The following is a 16,481-nucleotide window of genomic DNA, read 5'->3' as shown; positions in this document are numbered from 1 at the left end:
TTTTTAGGGAGTATTTCCATGAGTACCGTAAAACGCTATGCGACCGGAGTCGCGCTGCTGGCCGGGATGTTGTCCTTCGGGATGGCGCTCGACTTCACGACGGCAGCGGAACCGATCGGCACTGCCAAGGCACGCGGTGATTACAGCAACAAATTCTGGGGAAGCGCCGGAGGAAGGTCGGTTCGCCACGCCCGCGATTACTCGAGCGGCTATCGCGAGTATGCCCGGCAGGCCCCAACGATCGCCCCGCCGCTGGCGCAGCATGAAGTGGCCGGCGTCGCCCACAACGTGACGGCAGCGCAAAAGCAGTACGCCGAAATGAAGAAGACGACGACTGATCCCGCAGCCGTGAAGTCGCTTGACGCAATCCAGAAGCATTTGACGGCCGCCGCTGCCGCCCACGGCAAATTGCACGACATGTGCCACATGGAGAAGGTCGACGGAGAAGCCTCGATGAAATGCTGTGATGACGTCGACGCCGAGCTGGATAAGGCGCTTGACGAACATGACAAATTGATGAAGCACTTGGGCGCCGCAACACCGGCCGCACCAGCTGCAAAATAAGTTTGTCGTGAAAAGGCTCGCGCTGCGCCTAGTCCCGCCCCATCGGGGCTAGGCCGGTTCGACCAATGAAAGTCTCGTCGTTGTGCCTACTTCGGATTCGCGAAACCGGTCTCTTGGCAGCCTGCGGCGCCGAAGCTCTCCTTGCCACCGGGCCGCCGAATGGATCGCCGAGCACGAGCAGAAAGATATAGTGGCAACCGCAGCCCTCGCGCGTAAAGTCCATCAAACAACTCCGGAGTGGGCAGACGAACCGGAGCAGTGTCCGCCAGCACGGGAACAATGGAGGTTAGCGATTTGAGTAGCTAGCTTAAACGTGGCAGACTCTGCGATGGCGCAGCGACTCATCTTTTTCGATCTTGAGACGGGAGGCATCGATCTCAAGCGGCACCCTATCATTCAGGTGGCGGCGGTTGCAGTTGATCAAAGCCTTGAAGTCTTGGAAGGCTTCGAAGCGAAGATCCGATTCGACTTTCGTCGCGCCAACGCCCACAGTCTCCGCAAGAATCATTATCACCCCGGTGTGTGGGCCAAGTCGGCGCGCGAACCGAAAGAAGTGGCTCACGACTTCGCGGCGTTTCTCAGGCGCCACGCGACCGTGCCCGCACTTTCCTCCCAGGGGGAGTCATACGAAGTCGCACAACTTGTCGCCCACAACGCAGCGTTCGATGGTCCGTTTCTATCTGCGTGGTACGAAAAGTTGGGCGTCTATCTCCCTGCACGTCGACTCGTGCTTTGCACGCTTCAGCTCGCACTCTGGCGATTCTCTCTAGCCCAATCGAAACAGCCCCCAAATTATCAGTTGGCGACGCTATGCGCGCATTTTGACGTGCCCTTCCACGCGGCGAAAGCACACGACGCTTTTGGCGATGCAATTGCGACCGTTCAATTATTTCGCGCCCTTCAGCAAGACACGGCCGGAAAGTCCCGGATCACAGCATGAAGGTGGGAGCAAACAGTTTGATTAAGAATCGGGTCTATGAGACGATTGGAGAAATGTTTAGTAATGAGGAAGTAAGAACATGAATGAGAAAATAGAGATCAAAAAGAAGAAGGCTGCCGCAGCGGAAATGCCGATCCACACGATTCGCGAAGGTGCGGTCGCGGCCTCGATCTGGCGTCGAATGTCGCCCGCGGGCTACGAATACTTTGATTTCTCGCTCTGCCGGTCCTGGAAAAGTCTTTCCAGCGGGGGCACCGGCAATTCGCGTAATTTCTTCTCGCGGAATCAAGTCGAGCTGACCAAAGTCGTTGAGGAGGCGTGCCGTTGGATCGCCGCCCACGAGTTAGAGCAGGAATCGAACCGCGAAGAGCGAAACGCTGCCTAATCATTCGAACGACAGCTAGAGCGTAGACGTTCGAACGTTTCGTTAGCATGCAATCAGCGCGGCGCGAACATGATAACGGCCATCCCGGCCAAACACAGCGACGCTCCGATATAGTCAGCGAACTGTGGTCGAACGCCGTGGACCAACCACAGCCAAGCCAGTGCCGTCGTAATATAAACTCCTCCGTAGGCCGCATACACGCGTCCCGCTGCCGTTGGATGGAGCGTCAGCAGTTATGCGAATAGGCCGAGGCTCAAGGCCGCTGGGATCAAGATCCATGGCGACTTCCCATGCCGCAACCAGAGATACGGCAAGTAACATCCACGATCTCGGCGAGGGCGGTCACTAAGAACAATGCTGTCATTTGGAATATTTGCAGGATGCAAACATTTTCGATTTAGCGATGCTCCTGCCACGCGCGGCGAATTCCGCTCATCCAATGCATCAATCGAAGATGGAAAGATTGCAAGGACGAATGCCGGCCTCCTAGGCCGTGAACATCGCCGGAGTTACGACTTCAATTCCATTAGACTCATACCGGCGGAAATCTCGATCATTCAGTGTCAACAACGTTGGAATGTTGTGAGCGAGCATGACCGCCACAATGCGCGCATCGTGAACAGAGACGCCAGTGACGGCGTGAGTCACGATGAGTGATCTCCACTGACGGTAGGAACTTTCTGAATCGATGAGGATTTGGCACCACCGATCAATCGCTTGGACCCGTCGTTCGACGACTTCTAAGTCGAGACCCAGTCCTCCCCGGGCCGCTGCTGGCCGAGTGCTGACATTCCAGAACTCCGCCATGTTTTGAAACGACGCGCAGAATGAATGCCCTTGGCGGCGCAGGGACTTAGCAGCGCTGCGGACGGGACCATGAAGCGGATCATCCGCATTCAGTAGTCTCAATAGAATGCCCGTATCGAGCAGGACCATCTTCATGAATTAATCGTGGTCACTGTAAATGTCGTCGCGAGAGAAGTCGGCGGGAAGCGACTGGCAACCATGAACCGAAAAATCATCGAGCAATTGCTCGAAGTCGGCGTCGGAAAGTTTTGCCGCAGCCGTGTCAACGCCGTTAGGGGTTTCAACGCCTAACACAAGTCCCGTGACGCGTGCTTGCTCGGGAAGCGAGAGTGGGGCGTCGAGTTTGAGGACGCCGTGTTCGTAGGTGGCGTGGAATTCATTGGGCATGGTTAAATTTTACCTCATTCCGCCGCCAATAGTCCAGAAAAATCTTCAGTGGTCCTGTCAACCTGATTGCTCTCGAAGGACTTCACGATTTGTCGCTTGAAACGAAGGCATGACGGAGCGATCCTCGTGAACCCGCTTGCTTGTCGCTTCGCGTTCATCAGTCTCAATAGCTTGAGGAGTTGTTTGCGAACCGGCGCATAAGGGACGTATGGCAGCGAGAATAACTCGTGCGCCAGCGCTTCCGCTTGGCGATGGCAGGCGATCTCAAGAAAGTACGCGCAGAGGTCGCGGTAAGGCTCTCGGGCAATGAGGACTCGCACCCGCCACCGTCCGTCTGGCATCGCTGGTACATCGACGCCACGTTTCTGGAGAAAGTCTCCTCGCTTTACATAGAGCGAATAGTCGCCAATGCGAAGAGGAACCCGCCGCACATCTTTCAAGTTCGACCCCTCACCTTCTCGAATGGCATGATCTCCGTGCGTTGCAAGCAGTATCCACGAGTGGTTGAACCGAACGTACTGCACGTTCCCTAGCCCTTGTTCCTTCCGCCAGCGGCGCGCCCCTTCAGTCTTCGCCACGTCATATTTCGCAAGCAGCTTGGCGTCGAGCTGCGTCGGGTCTTTGCCCTCTGGCACCACTCCCTGCACAAAGAAGTAATACCCTTTCGGCAGTAAATGCGTCGCCACCCGCTGTAGGTACCCGACCAGACTCGTCACTTCATACTTATATTCCATACTGATACCCTCCTTGGTGACCGCTCGCTTCATGCGATCGGTCGCAAAGAAGGGCGAACATCATCCTTTATGTTCGCCCTGAAAATCAAAACCCTTCACGCCTTGGCCGCGACTATCAAGTAACGTCGGCAGGCTTTCGAGAACCTCTCGAAAATCCTTCCTAACCTTGCTCTCAAGACCCTTCAATAATCGACGGCGGCGGCGGCGTGGCGACTGAATTCACAGCAGCCACGCCGTTAATTCCATACCACCGTCGTACTGAAAACCTCGGGGTGAACGTCACCGTGCATTAAGTACACCTCGACTGTTCACCCTCGATTCGCTGCCAAAGGACTTCTCTTCTCCCGAAGAGAACTCGTTTGACTCACATTGCTTCCAACCAAGGAAAGCCGATCGCGGACTGCCGGGAATACAGATCCCGGCAGCCGCGTGCGGCTTGTCCATCCGTCTGGCCTGTAGGCCAGTCGCTGCTTTCGTCGTGGCTTCATGTTCTGGTGCCACCCAGAACGCCAACGAGTCCGGACTGCCTTGCCCGGCGCCTGCCGCTCGCATCATGCGAGCAACGCGCGTCTTTGCCTTCGCAAAGATCATCGTTCGCTGGCTCCCAGGCTTCCGCCTCAGAGCCAGTCGACTATCTACTTGCAGCCCACTCCCCCACTGACGAGTTTGAAGCACGCGACCGACTAGGTCGCGCACCGGTTACCAACCGGCGTCGTCAGTGGTTCCTGCGTTAGTCAGTTTCATCGGTTTGAGAGTTCCGTGGGTGAGCAGCTTGCGCTGCATGGCAATCACGCTTCTAGGTGCGGCGGTCAGGCCGTCCTACTTTACGAGACCGTTTGACCGATAAGGTCACACGGTTCGATTTCTCCCTACGAATCCAGAAGATCGGGTTACGGAGAAACGGTTGCTTGTTCCCGGTTCCATCGCGGCTATCGCCGCAGCGGAACACATTTCGGTATCGACCCTCTCAAAACTTACCGGCAAGCCCTCTCGGGCCTTTCATGGTTGAGCTATTCGCGTTCAGAGACTTACTCTGATACCCGAGGATGTCACTCCCCGGCACGGCCTGTCGCCAGGCTCGTGGCTCCCCACGCCGGACCTCGTTGAACGCCCCTTAGAAAAGGAAGCGAACCCCGTGTGTGGATTACGCCAATGCGCTAAGCGCATGGCCTCACCTACTTTGAAAACTGACGGGTCACTCAAGAACTTATGAGTGACTATTTCCGCATCGCCCCCATTCGGAGCAAAAGAAAAGTGGCTATAGGATAGAAGCTCAGGATTACTCTGGGTTCTCTGCTCTGCCCGACAAAGGCAGCGCGATACTGGCAGGATTACTCTGAACAGCCTCCTTCGAGCACGGACAAGCACCTGTAAGGCGCATCCGGCTCTACCGGCAAGCGATCATGATGGGCGGTAAACCCCGTCCCCTTTTGCCTGGCTGGCGGCCAGACTCCCCGGGTGATCGCTTCCAAACGGATGGAACTTGTCAAAGCGTTTTACGATCATCGACAGTCGAGAGACCCTATCCTGTGGTCTCTCTGAGGCGGATCTATAACATGGTTTGAACATGGAAGGCAACGATTAACTGCAACGGCGAAGACCGACGAGGAATCCTACCCTCCATGCCTCATTACCTTCTTTATACAGCTTTGGCGCTGGTGGTTATCGCCGCCGGTGTCGTGAATCGGCTCCGGAAGTCGAGCGCGCCGCTACTTGAATCGTCTTCCCCCGTCCAAGAGGCCAACCTCGCGAATTGCGATGAGGCAATTCTCGCCGCACGCCGTACTCCCTATTGGCGAAATCTAACGTTTTCGGATCGGTTCGCGGTCGACTGTCGCCCGGCGCCAGGGGGCTGGCAGTTGACGGCGAACATGACAACGAATGAAGATCTGTGCCAACTCTACGTTGGTCGCGATCGGCTGATCGTGCCGCGACTCCCTTGCCAGGGCGTTGGCGCACGTGAGCGTGATTCGTTTTGAGACAAACCTATTCGGCAATTTCTTCATCACGGTCGCGACCGTAACCATGCTTACGAAACCAATCGCCCAGCGCCGCTTCAATGATGTCTTGCCGCGTAGAGGGCGATTCCTTCTTCAGACGCTGACGCAGCGCTGATTCGGTGAGGAGTCCGTTCGTTTTTTGGCGGAGACGGGTCGTGACATTTTCGAGAGGCTCGTCACGCTCGATCGTTGGAGTCAGCCGGGAACGACTTGCCAAACGCGGCCGTCGCGGCGGGCTCGCGCCGGCAGACGACTCGGCCTCTGCTACTTGCTCGCCGACTCGCATGGGCGCGGCTTGTATCTCTTCGGTTTTTTGGATTGCTTCTGGGAGTTTGGTCGCTCGCTTCTGCTGGAGGACTTGCAGCACGTCCCCGACGGAAGCGGTGACGTTTTCGTGGAGAGCAGCCAAATCATTTCCAAAATCAGGTTGTTTACTCATTCGCAGCGTTCCTTTCTGTGAGACGAACCCCAAGAAGTTCCCAGAAAAAAGCTTCCATGTCGCTCGCGGCGCCTTGAGACGACGGCGTCACCTTGCGAGTGACTGCCGAATCGCACGATTCGGCAATCGCATCAAGGAAACGAATCTCCGTATCAGCGACACGGAACCCGGAACCGCGAAGCTGTTCCTTCAGCACTGCCGTCCTCCGACTTTTCTTACGGACTTTGCTGAGGACGAGGACCGTTTCCGGCCGCTTGCCTTGGGTGACGGTATGGGCGAGTCGAATCGTTTTAAGCGCATCCTTGAGCGCTCGAATGCACGGCTTCGTCGGTTCGAGCGGCAGCACCGCCAGATCGGCCAAGAACGTGACGGCATTGGCCGCTTCCCCTTCTTCGCCCGGCGCGTCGGCGATCACGAAGTCATGCAGGGTGATGAGTTCGTCCCGCGCCGTCTGGATAGCGTCACTGTCGCTGATGGCGCGAACGGTAATCTCCGGTTCGGCGTTTCGCAGCCATTCCGAAGAGGTCCCTTGAACATCGGCGTCAAGCAAGGCCACTCGGTAGCCGCGGTCAAAAAGCCAGATGGCGAGATGGGCGGCGAGGGTGCTTTTGCCGACGCCTCCTTTGGTATTGGTGAAGGTAATGAACATGCATTGGAGCGTCGCACGAAAGTTTTCGATCTGGCAAGAGACTATTTGCAAGCCGCGCCGGCTGGCCTGTCCAAGTTGGCTGGCATGGCTTGTCTGGCTGCACGTGCTTCGCAAGGCTTGATGGCTGGCCAAGCTGGCCTGGCTGGCCCGGCTGGCATGGCCGGCAAATCCTATAATAGGTCCCGCAGCGTCGAATTGCGGGGCGTGACGAACGACACGCATCGCCCCAAAGCTCCAAGTTTGACCAATACGGAGCGATCAAACCCTCGTCTATCCCATGGCTAGGGAGGGAATATCTCATGACGTTCAAGGCGAAATGTGACGTTCGCCGTCAGGCGAGCTTTTCGACAAGACGCTATGCTAAAATGGCCCAAATATTGAAACCGCCGTGCAACAATTCCTTCAGCGCCGACGCCATACTTACCCGTTCTTTTCGCGCGCCGATTGTTCGCGGTCAATGGATCGCAAATCGTTTACCGACTGCCAAGCTAAAAAGTTGTAGCGGTAACGAGGCGCTGTCTAAGAATAACTCCTTGCCATGATGTCAACGATCGCGGTATCTAACTTCAAGGGACTTGAAGTAACGCACCGACCACGGACGCCGTGTTCTCCAGACAAATCGCTGCCGTGTCGCCAGACAGACGACGAGCGAACGAAGCGGCTACCGTGTTCTCAGACAAGGCGGTTGCCTCTCAGACAAGCTTCTGCCGTGTTCTGAGGCAAGAGGGCGCCGTGTCGTAAGACAAGTTCTACCGTGCTCTGAGACACGTTCTGCCGTGTTCTCGGACAAGGTGAGGGGCGGTTTGTTAAGAGAAATCAATATGTTGGCAGGGCGTAACGATCTAACTTAAGAAACTATAAAGAACGTTAAGGACTTTTTTAATCATTATTAGGGGGAGTGTGACAGAAGAGAACAATCGCAACGAAGGGAATGTAGTGCCTCTCTACGGCAAGGACGAAATGAACCTCGTTGAGTTTCCGTTTGGACCGATCACGGCCACGGGCGTCAAGACGCTCGAAGTCGAACACCAAGCCTTTGACCGTGTCCTCAAACGTGAAGTGACTCGGCAACTCATTATGACCGGATCCGACAAGTGGGGGCTGCCGCGGCCGATCGACGACCAGGTTCTCCTCGGGCTCAAGACGCTGACGCACGAAACTGGGTTTGCGTCGCCGCAGATTGTCTTTAGCCGCTATCAGCTTTGTCGCGCTATTGGGTGGGAACCAGACGGTCGGACCTATCGCCGCCTGGAGCAATCAATCGACCGGATCGCCGGGACGACCTTCAAATTCAAGGACGCTTGGTGGGATAACGGCGAGAAGGAGTACAAGTCGAAAACGTTTCATCTGATCACTGACGTGGAGATCTGCTCTCGCGATCAGCTTGACCGCAGCCGGATCGCCACGGGTCGGACCGAACAACAACTTTGCTCCGTCCGCTGGGGCGAGGCGATTTGGAAGAGTTTTCAGGACGGCTTTATTCGCACGCTTGATATGCGGATGTTTCGTCGGATCGCTCAGGGGCGCCGCCGCGAAGTTCCGCTTCGCCTCTATCGCATTCTCGACAAGCGGTTCTGGCATGCTCCAGTGGCCCGATTCAACTTGAGCCGCCTCTGCATTGGGACGCTCGGATTGTCGCCGACTTATAGCCCAAGCCAGATGAAGCGGGTGCTTGACAGGGCGGCGGCCTGGCTCGTGGAATGCGGCTGTTTGCATGACTATCGCTACGCAACCGAGCGGAGCGTCGACGTGGTCTATTTCCGGGAGAAGAGCGTCGCGGACGTTGCGAAAAAACCATCCGCGCCTCCCATCGCCCTTCCGGAGACATGCGACACACTCAAGCAGTGGCTCGTGTCGCAGACGGAAGGGGAACTCTGGTCGCTGGAGTCAGTTGCCCTGGAGGCGGGTTTTGGTTCCGAGTTAGAACGGACGATCGTCGTCGCCGAACGAGCGAAGGAAGTTCCTCTCCTCGCCGGAAGACGAATCCGGCAGGAATACGTTCGGCGCTACGCCGAGCGCCAGCGGTTGGCCCAGCGGAACGCCGCCGGCGCCGGTTGACGAGGGGGCGCCCGGAGACGGTCCTGCGCAGCGTAACCGCAACAGGCGTCAGACGATGCGCTCCTCCAATTGCGTCGCGCGCGTCGTATTTGCGCGGCCTGAATCGCTCCTTGAGTAGCGCCCGCGATCGTGCGATGATCGCGTCTTCGCCTCCCACTGACCTGCCGCATCGTCGCGTAGTGCAGCCAGCCGCTGTAGTACGAGCCGGTGGCGTGCAAGCAAGTCAGGTTCTAGCATGGCAACGACTGTTGCCAAGGAGGTTTTGATGACGAGAATTCGCCTGGCGTGCGTCGAGTGCGACCGTCGCGATCATGCTGATGTCGCCGAGATCCCGCCCCAGTGGCTTGATCTTGGCTCCGTCGACGAGATCGACGATCTGCTGGAGAAAGTGACCGGAGTCGATGCAATACCCCAGTGGTATACGCATCTTAGCGTTTGTCCCGACTGCTTACAAAAAACGAAGGAGGAAGTCGCCGTCGCTGTCCGCTGAACACAACGAGGTCCCGCGCTTGCACGCTGCCGGGCTCATCGCAAGTCAAGCCCCGCAGATCATGCTCGCCGAACGTCGCTGCCAGAAGTCGCCGCTCGATGACGATCACACCAGTCGCTTCTGCGCTGGCGCCAACGACTGCCCGTTCGCTCGAAAAAGTTCTCACCGTGAGAAAGAAATGAGTTTCGATTGGTCGACGGCTTGTCGCTGACAGCGACTAGAGTCTTGTCAGGGCCAGTCCGACTCTCGCAGGTGACAAGTTGTTGGGCCCTCAAGAAAAAGCGGCTGCACCAGAAGGAGGAGCCATTGAGAACGGCGCGCGAGTCGCATACGAAAGAGCTGGCGCTGCTTGAGCAGCGACCGAAACCATGCGCTGTCGAATAGCTCCGTGCAAACGACGCATCTTCCGTCGTCGCCAAGGGTTAAGCGATTGAGCATCGATTTCGCAATCGACAGCCGGGTCAATGCAAACATGCTTAAGTCTAATGCTGGCGATATCTTCCGTCGCCGTTTCGACTTTCTGTAAGCACACCGTGCCACGGTGTGTCTCTTCAGAATTTGCTTTTGAGAGAGATTTGCCGTCGACTGGATAGTCTCGTCTGACGAGAAAATGGCGTGCCATTTTAGCAGGCGAAAAGCGTGCATCGTTACAGCGTCGACGCTCCTGCTTCTGCCTTCGGGAGCTTGCGGGCGATGAGGAAATTCGTTGCACGAAACAACGGCGAACTCAGTATTCGCTCCAAATGATGCGACGCCGCGGCGCATTCACCCGGCCCCCGCGCGCCCTGGGAGGAGTTGCGTGGAGCACGCCGCCGAAACGCCGCCTCCATCGTTCCTTTACGTTGGCGAGTTAATTGCCTATGCAATGTCTCGCGTAGGACGGGAGAAACTTGAGGCTCCGGAGTCAGCGGCGTTGAGTCGGGATTGAGTGTCGGCCTGGAGCCAACGTTTGTTGCCGCCGAACGCAGGTCATTTCAACGTGACTTCAATTGACGCCGTCTGATGCGCTCATTCAAATGCGCAGCGCGCGTCGTATTTGGATGGCCTTCGCCGCTTCTTTAATGACACCGACGATCGTGCGATGATCGCCTTATCGCCGCCTGCACTATCCGTTGAATACGAAGAGGTCCCGCGATTTGCAAACCATCGGCCTCACTTCAAAAACAGACGCAACAGATCATTCTCGCCAAACGTGGCCGGCTCGCCAAAATGAAGTCGCCGCTCGACGGCCTTATCGAGTCGAATCAACGACTCTTTGGCCGTCGGCCCTCGTTCAAACGTCTCTTTGAATTGTTGCCATTCGTCGCCCCCGATTCCGGTGCGAAGCCAAACCGCGTCGAGTTCGTCGTAATCCTCCTGCGACAGCAGCAGGAGGGTGCATCGAGCCGCCATCTCGCAACAGGCGCTGGCGGCGTCCGACGCCGTTCGCAAACCTTCCACCAGACTGCAGTAGGCGGATTCTAAGTGCGCATGCAGTTCCGGGAGTTTTGCTCGCAGCCACTCGGCCGTCTCAATGCTTTGGTCTTTTTTGTAAAAACTTTCCTGTAGCTTCCTGGAATGCTCTAGCGCCGGCAACGCAACGCCGGGCGGTAGGGCCAGCTTGCGGAGATCGTCGTAGGCGATCACCAAGCCGAAGGCGAAACCGCGAGCCATGCCGAGGGCTTGGAGGGCTGGAGCAGTCGTCATTCCGGTCGCACTGGCAAGGTTTCCCATCTGGTGCAGATGCCGGCCGAAGTAGGCGAGGTTTTCGAGGGCGGCGCCGTACTTCATTCCCAGTCGCCACCCTATCAGTTGCTGCGCCGAACCTTGCTCGTTGATTGTCTCCGGCGCGGATCCCCATCGGCCCAGCGCCGCGGCCAACTCTCCAGCTGAGCTGAAGCGTTCATTCGCCTCGCGAGCGAGACAGCGGAGGCAGATTTTTTGAAGCGATTGAGGAGTTTCTTTGGGAAACGACGGACGGTCGATATGAATTGCGACCGACGCGACCAGCGCTTCCTCACGGTTACCGATGCACTGGAGCGTCTTTCTTGTAAGTACTTCGTAAAAAATAGCTCCTAGCGACCAGACATCCGAACGTCCGTCTAGCTGCGACGTCATCCCCAGAAGCCCCTCAGGCGCCATGTAATTAAGCGTCCCGACGACGAATCCTTCAGTCGTGAAGCGGTCCGCCTCGGCGAACGCGACGCCCATGTCCAACAAACAAGGCTTGCCAGTAGGCCGGACGACGATGTTGTCGGGCTTGAGATCGCGGTGGACAAAGCCAGCACGGTCGAGCCGATCGACGGTTTCCGCGAGCTGCTTAACAAGTTCCGCCGACTCCCGCGGTGCGATGGGAGTTTGACGAAGCCATTGCGTCAGCCGAGTTCCCTCGACGAACTCCATCACAATCGCGGGCAAGTCCTCGCCAACCAAGACTACATCCAAGAGGGCTGGCGTTCCCAACCCGCTCGCCGCCCGCAACACATCGACTTCACGGCGTAAGAGCCGCGCAGCGCGCTCTCGACCCTGGCGGTCCCCGCCGCGAGGGACTTTGATGGCTACCGATCGCTGCGCGGCGGGGTCTTCTCCTCGATAGACGACGCCGAACGCGCCCTGTCCGAGCCGCGCGTCGATGACGTAGCGCTCATGGAGAACCGATCCTAGATGCAGCAGCTCTCCATCCAAGCGCAGTTGCAGTTCGTCAGCTGAGATGCCAAGCTCCGAGTAATCTTCCCAGTAGCAAGCGCCGCCAAGCTCGGCCGTGTCGCCATGCACTGCGCGGCAAAGCTTGCTCAGTAAACCTCGATCAGCGAGTTCAGTCGCCGCTTCCGCGAACATCGCGGCGCGGTTGACTCCGGAAGTGGAGCGAGCCAAGTCGCATTGCCAGAGGGCTAAGTGGAGCCGTTCCCGCAATTCAGGATGCGGCCACTCATCGAGTAGTTGACGGCGCAGTACCGAGCCCCCGCGCGCACGGTCGTACCGCGCGACGACGAGGGCAAGCTGCCGAGTGGGGGACGGGTCCATCAATTCTCATCAATGCCAAGCGTGTTTTGGATACGCTCACGTTCCGCTTCGAGCCAGAGTCTAATTGCCGGGATCGTCGGACACTCATCGGGAGCGAGCCACGCCTGTGCTTCAAGCGCCTGCTGAATCTCGGCCGGCTTATAGCCCGACAAAAGTCCGAGCAAGTTGATGCAGCGATAGACATCGTCTTCCGGTTCGCAAAGCAGCTTTGCGTACTCAAGCGACATCTCATTCAAGCTCGCCTCGACAGCGGGCGAGGATTCTTCTCTCGGGATCTCTTGCACGTCATCGGCTGTTTCCCGCCGAGCGTCCCGCTTCTGGGCCGTGGCGCCGCGAACTCGGTCGATGATTTTGCACTTCGTGCGGTGGAGCAGGAGCCGGTACAGCTCCTTCGAATCACTCGGATCGACGGTGCCCGACCGAACGCCGCCAATCAAGGAGTGGGCGGCGCTGCACGCCGCCTCGGTAATCGAGACGCGCGCCACGAGATCCTCGTTGAGCAGCGCCACCGCGGCGACTCGCGCTCGCGCCACAAGCAAATCTTTGAGCTTCGCCTCCGCATCATAATCCGGGCAAATCTGATTCAGCAGCACCGATTCAGGGGTGGAAGCCATCTTTATCCCTGGGGTATGGAATAAATATTCTCTGCGCGCGGTGATTCTGTTCTGCGACTAGGGGAATAGACGGCCACTTCCGTTTGATTCCTGGAGAACTCCCATGTCGCAGCCAGCTCATTGTAGCGCGATCGCTCTGGCGGTCGATCCCCAGTCGTCCGAAATCTCCGCCTCTCTGTCATTGGATGCTATCGTCGCTCAAGTCAAACGCTCACACGTCAAAGCGGAACGAGCTTATTACGAAGGCGTGTGGCACTCGGCCTGCGCCGGCGCTTGGCTGGAGTACGTCAAAAGCCAGCTGGAGCACGGTCAGTTCGAGCGCTGGCGCGCCAAACACCTGCCGCGTATTTCGGCGCGCACGTGCCAGCGGTACATGGAACTGGCAGCATTCCTGCAAACTATTCCCGAGTATCCCCAAGTCGAACCTGGGGCGCAGCTGACGAAGGCCGTCCGAACGGCGCAGCTCAAAGTGTTGCAGACGCAAGGGTTTGACAGCCAACGCAAAACGCTGGCGATCGCCTCGGCGATCAAAGCACCGTCAACAGTCTCCGCTCGACAAGAGAACGACACGTCACCTGAGGTGGAGATTTCTTCTGCAGCCGAAGCCCCGCGAGTCGTCGAGGCGACGAAGAAAACCTCTTCTTCGACTACGCTCGCGACGGTCCCGTCGTTTGATCCCATTGTTTCCGACGACGATGATAACGAGGATGACCCGGACGACCACTGGGCGACGCCGGGGATCATTGTGGAGGCTGCGATCGAGCTGTTCGGCCACATCGACCTCGACCCCTGCGGCAGCGATGAACCGATACGGCATCTGCCTTGTCGGCGAACGCTGACAAGTGCGGAAGATTCGCTTTCACCCGACGCCGATTGGCGAGGATCATCGCTTGTCCATCCGCCGCTATCGAACATTGAGCGGTTCGTCGCCCGGGCTCTAGCGGCCTTCGCAACCAGAGAGGCGAATGAGTCGCTGCTAGTGTTGCCGACGATCACCGATGCGGCCTACGCCGAAAACTTGCACGTCTACGCCCGCGCCTTCTTGCAACAGCGTCCGACCTTCGACGCGATTGACGGGACGCTCGTGCAGCCCGACTGGCCCTACATGTTGGTATTTCTGACGCGGGATTTCGAACGGAACGCCGATTTCGCCGCGGCGGTGGGGCACTTCGCCGACGTCTTCGTCCCTTATCGCTACTAGCGGCGATGACGTGCGGTGCAGCCGCCGCCCGCTGCGGTTCCTTCTCTCCGTGCCATTGTTTTCCTTTTGTCTTGGGAGTCGCATTATGCATCAGATCCGTGAACTAACGCGTCCATTTTTAGACGTGGTGATGATCGTGGGATCGTTCGCCCACGGAGTCTTGCCGTACATACGGCTATTCTTCCCGAATTGCATCAAGGTGCTTGTCTTTGACGTGTACCAGGAAGTCGGTCATCTCGACCTTCGGTATCTAACTTCCGACGTCGTCGTCTTCCCACTGGGTTTCGGCAAAACGGCAGACACGCTTTGCGCCGGAAAGGGACCTGAGCTCGAAGCCTTCAGCGACAGCGTCGGCGACATGAATGCTCGAGACGGAGCCGGCCAGGCGCCAGCGCTGGGCTATGCAGCCGCCCTCGACTTGCTTGAAAATTCGGACTTAATGCGGTACGTGCCGGTGACGTTGGCAAACGACTTGATGAATGCGGCGAATGGGCCGCTCGCTGGCGTTAACTTCCACTATCTGGGGACGATCAACGGCGCCACCTACGCGGGCGCCGTGACGGAGCTCGACTTCCAAGTATCGCGCGCCATCCGCCGAGCCACCGGGGCTGTCACCACCTCGCGATTCTACGCGGCCGGACCCAATGTTCACCGCGGCCTAGGCGATCGCATCCCGCTCAATGCGGCGAGCACGCTCGCGCGGCTGACTCACTACGTCACCGACCCCGCGATGGATCCGAACGCCATCTGCGGGTTCACCGGATTTGAACTAGCTGGCTGCGATCGGGACGAAGACAAACGCCGGCAGATCTTCAACCTTGCCTTGCAGGCCCTCTGCAATTCGGCGCTCTGCGTAGAACTCGACCGCGTTCGACCCAACAACGCCATCAACGGCCTCTTGGGCAATATCGAACTGTGCGAATTTGGAATTGGCCGCGCGCTCGATTACGAAACCGAGGTCGGTCCGGCGATCGCCGAAGCATACGCCGCGGAGCTGGAAGAGATCGCCGACGCGGCGACCGACGAGCATGCCATTGAGGAGCTTGAGCTGTCTCATCGCGAGACGCCCCAGCGGCGATTGAGCATCGACGAATTGATCGCCGAAAGCGCTAACTTGACATCGGAGCAGTTCATCGCCGAGTTGTGTCGGCCAGCGGCCAAGCAGACGGCCACTGTGTTTGTCTCGGTCGACGCCAAGCAGAAGTGCGACATCGAGCAGTTGCCAATTCGCTGGAGCCGGGCAGTTGAGTCGGTTGAGGAGTTTCGCAATCGGCTGCAGGAGCAGCGACATCTCGAACAGATGCTCAAAGCACTGGAAGAGACCTCCGAGAGTGAGTTGCTCGAATGGGGAATGGAGAAGGAGAAACTGATCGAGCGCATTAAGCGTCCATTCGGCCTACTTCATCCTCACGGCTGGGATTATGTGCGAGCCGCGTGGTCGCCGAAGCGAAAGACACGCAATAAGTTGACGCGGCTGGCGCACCAGTCTCGCCATGTCGTCGACGAAGAAGACCGCGTTCGCGCCGAACTTCAGGCGGTGCGAAGCGGTCGCAAGACGGTCGCTACCGTGCGTTTAGCTAGCGAGTCGAAACTCACGACGCTGATCGCCGATTTAAAGTTGACGGCCGGAAAGGGGAATGCGGCGTCGCCGCTGGTCCTTCCGCGCAGTTTGAACGATTCGTTTGCTGCTCTCTGGGAGGCAGCAGCCACGCCCGCGGCCCTTGATGAAGCCGTCGCCGCCAGCGTCCAGTACGTCACGCTTACCGGCCTGCAGGTGGTGACTGGAAGCGGCTCTGGCGATTTGAAGAAGATCGCCCAGCAGATCGTTTACGGGGGCTATTGCGTCATGGCGCCGTTGCCGTGGGGGAACTCCCCTCGAAACGATGCAGGCTGGACGACCCATGTGCTCCCGTCCGTCGAGCCATCGTTGGCGCGAGCGGTGCGTGACGCCGTCCGTGCAGTCGATTCGACTGCCAATGTGGCGTTTGGCGAAACCTGCGCAGCGGGCGTTGTGGCCGTCGCCGTTATCGTTCGCGCAGCGGCCAAACTGTCCCACCTCTTCCCGCCGTCCGCGCGGTCAGCGCTGGCCGATGCGCTGTCGGCCGATCACCCCGTGCAGTTCTTTCCGCAAGGGACCGACGTGGTCGAGAAGATCGGCCTCACCTTCGACGGCCGGAACGTCTCTTTCAAGTCTTAATTTATAAGGAGCA

General features: G+C 58.1%; 15 protein-coding genes. 7 read left to right on the top strand and 8 right to left on the bottom strand.

Features of this window, described 5'->3' with window-relative positions; translation table 11 throughout:
- The first annotated feature begins 18 nt into the window (after positions 1-18).
- The 3 genes from I41_RS02260 to I41_RS02250 all read left to right on the top strand — a co-directional run bounded on the left by I41_RS02260 (position 19) and on the right by I41_RS02250 (position 1,889).
- Entirely contained in the window at positions 19-564 is a 546-nt protein-coding gene (locus tag I41_RS02260; protein WP_145430487.1) for a hypothetical protein, read from the top strand.
- 328 nt (positions 565-892) lie between these two features.
- Entirely contained in the window at positions 893-1,504 is a 612-nt protein-coding gene (locus I41_RS02255) for a 3'-5' exonuclease (RefSeq protein ID WP_145430485.1), read from the top strand.
- A gap of 79 nt (positions 1,505-1,583) precedes the next feature.
- Entirely contained in the window at positions 1,584-1,889 is a 306-nt protein-coding gene (locus I41_RS02250; RefSeq protein WP_145430483.1) for a hypothetical protein, read from the top strand.
- Between the two features lie 53 nt (positions 1,890-1,942).
- On the opposite strand, the gene I41_RS28745 is transcribed toward I41_RS02250, so the two are convergent.
- The 6 genes from I41_RS28745 to I41_RS02220 form a co-directional block, all read right to left on the bottom strand.
- Positions 1,943-2,119, bottom strand: coding sequence for a hypothetical protein (locus I41_RS28745; protein ID WP_449273586.1), 177 nt, complete (start codon positions 2,117-2,119; stop codon positions 1,943-1,945).
- Positions 2,120-2,375: 256 nt separating this feature from the next.
- On the bottom strand, positions 2,376-2,831 hold the full coding sequence (locus I41_RS02240) for a type II toxin-antitoxin system VapC family toxin (protein ID WP_145430481.1): 456 nt from the start codon (positions 2,829-2,831) through the stop codon (positions 2,376-2,378).
- A 3-nt stretch (positions 2,832-2,834) separates the two neighbouring features.
- The gene (locus I41_RS02235; protein WP_145430479.1) at positions 2,835-3,083 is read right to left on the bottom strand and encodes a hypothetical protein; all 249 of its coding nucleotides are present in this window, start codon (positions 3,081-3,083) and stop codon (positions 2,835-2,837) included.
- A 14-nt stretch (positions 3,084-3,097) separates the two neighbouring features.
- Positions 3,098-3,817, bottom strand: a complete 720-nt coding sequence (locus tag I41_RS02230) for a hypothetical protein (protein WP_145430477.1) — start codon at positions 3,815-3,817, stop codon at positions 3,098-3,100.
- Between the two features lie 1,986 nt (positions 3,818-5,803).
- Positions 5,804-6,256, bottom strand: coding sequence for a hypothetical protein (locus tag I41_RS02225; protein ID WP_145430475.1), 453 nt, complete (start codon positions 6,254-6,256; stop codon positions 5,804-5,806).
- The gene (locus I41_RS02220; RefSeq protein ID WP_168206619.1) at positions 6,249-6,905 is read right to left on the bottom strand and encodes a ParA family protein; all 657 of its coding nucleotides are present in this window, start codon (positions 6,903-6,905) and stop codon (positions 6,249-6,251) included. Before I41_RS02220 ends, I41_RS02225 begins: the two co-directional genes overlap by 8 nt.
- A 936-nt stretch (positions 6,906-7,841) precedes the next feature.
- Between I41_RS02220 and I41_RS02215 the strand changes: the two genes are divergently transcribed.
- A complete protein-coding gene (locus I41_RS02215) occupies positions 7,842-8,963 on the top strand; it encodes a replication initiator protein A (RefSeq protein WP_145430471.1) in 1,122 nt (373 codons plus the stop codon).
- A gap of 265 nt (positions 8,964-9,228) precedes the next feature.
- Positions 9,229-9,453, top strand: a complete 225-nt coding sequence (locus tag I41_RS02210; RefSeq protein ID WP_145430469.1) for a hypothetical protein — start codon at positions 9,229-9,231, stop codon at positions 9,451-9,453.
- Positions 9,454-10,605: 1,152 nt separating this feature from the next.
- On the opposite strand, the gene I41_RS02205 is transcribed toward I41_RS02210, so the two are convergent.
- Together I41_RS02205 and I41_RS02200 are read right to left on the bottom strand one after the other, a co-directional pair.
- Positions 10,606-12,456 carry a serine/threonine-protein kinase gene (locus tag I41_RS02205; protein ID WP_145430467.1) on the bottom strand — a complete coding sequence of 617 codons (1,851 nt, stop codon included), beginning with the start codon at positions 12,454-12,456 and terminating at the stop codon, positions 10,606-10,608.
- Positions 12,456-13,070 (bottom strand): ECF-type sigma factor, encoded by a 615-nt coding sequence (locus I41_RS02200; protein ID WP_145430465.1) that lies wholly within the window; start codon positions 13,068-13,070, stop codon positions 12,456-12,458. Before I41_RS02200 ends, I41_RS02205 begins: the two co-directional genes overlap by 1 nt.
- 103 nt (positions 13,071-13,173) lie before the next feature.
- Here I41_RS02200 and I41_RS02195 point away from each other — a divergent pair, with 103 nt between their 5' ends.
- A complete protein-coding gene (locus I41_RS02195; RefSeq protein WP_145430462.1) occupies positions 13,174-14,271 on the top strand; it encodes a DNA N-6-adenine-methyltransferase in 1,098 nt (365 codons plus the stop codon).
- A gap of 85 nt (positions 14,272-14,356) precedes the next feature.
- On the top strand, positions 14,357-16,468 hold the full coding sequence (locus I41_RS02190; protein ID WP_145430461.1) for a hypothetical protein: 2,112 nt from the start codon (positions 14,357-14,359) through the stop codon (positions 16,466-16,468).
- The last annotated feature ends 13 nt before the right edge of the window (positions 16,469-16,481 follow it).

It is taken from the genome of Lacipirellula limnantheis (assembly GCF_007746075.1).
Lineage (GTDB): Bacteria > Planctomycetota > Planctomycetia > Pirellulales > Lacipirellulaceae > Lacipirellula > Lacipirellula limnantheis.
This window is presented reverse-complemented; position numbering and strand designations above follow the sequence as displayed.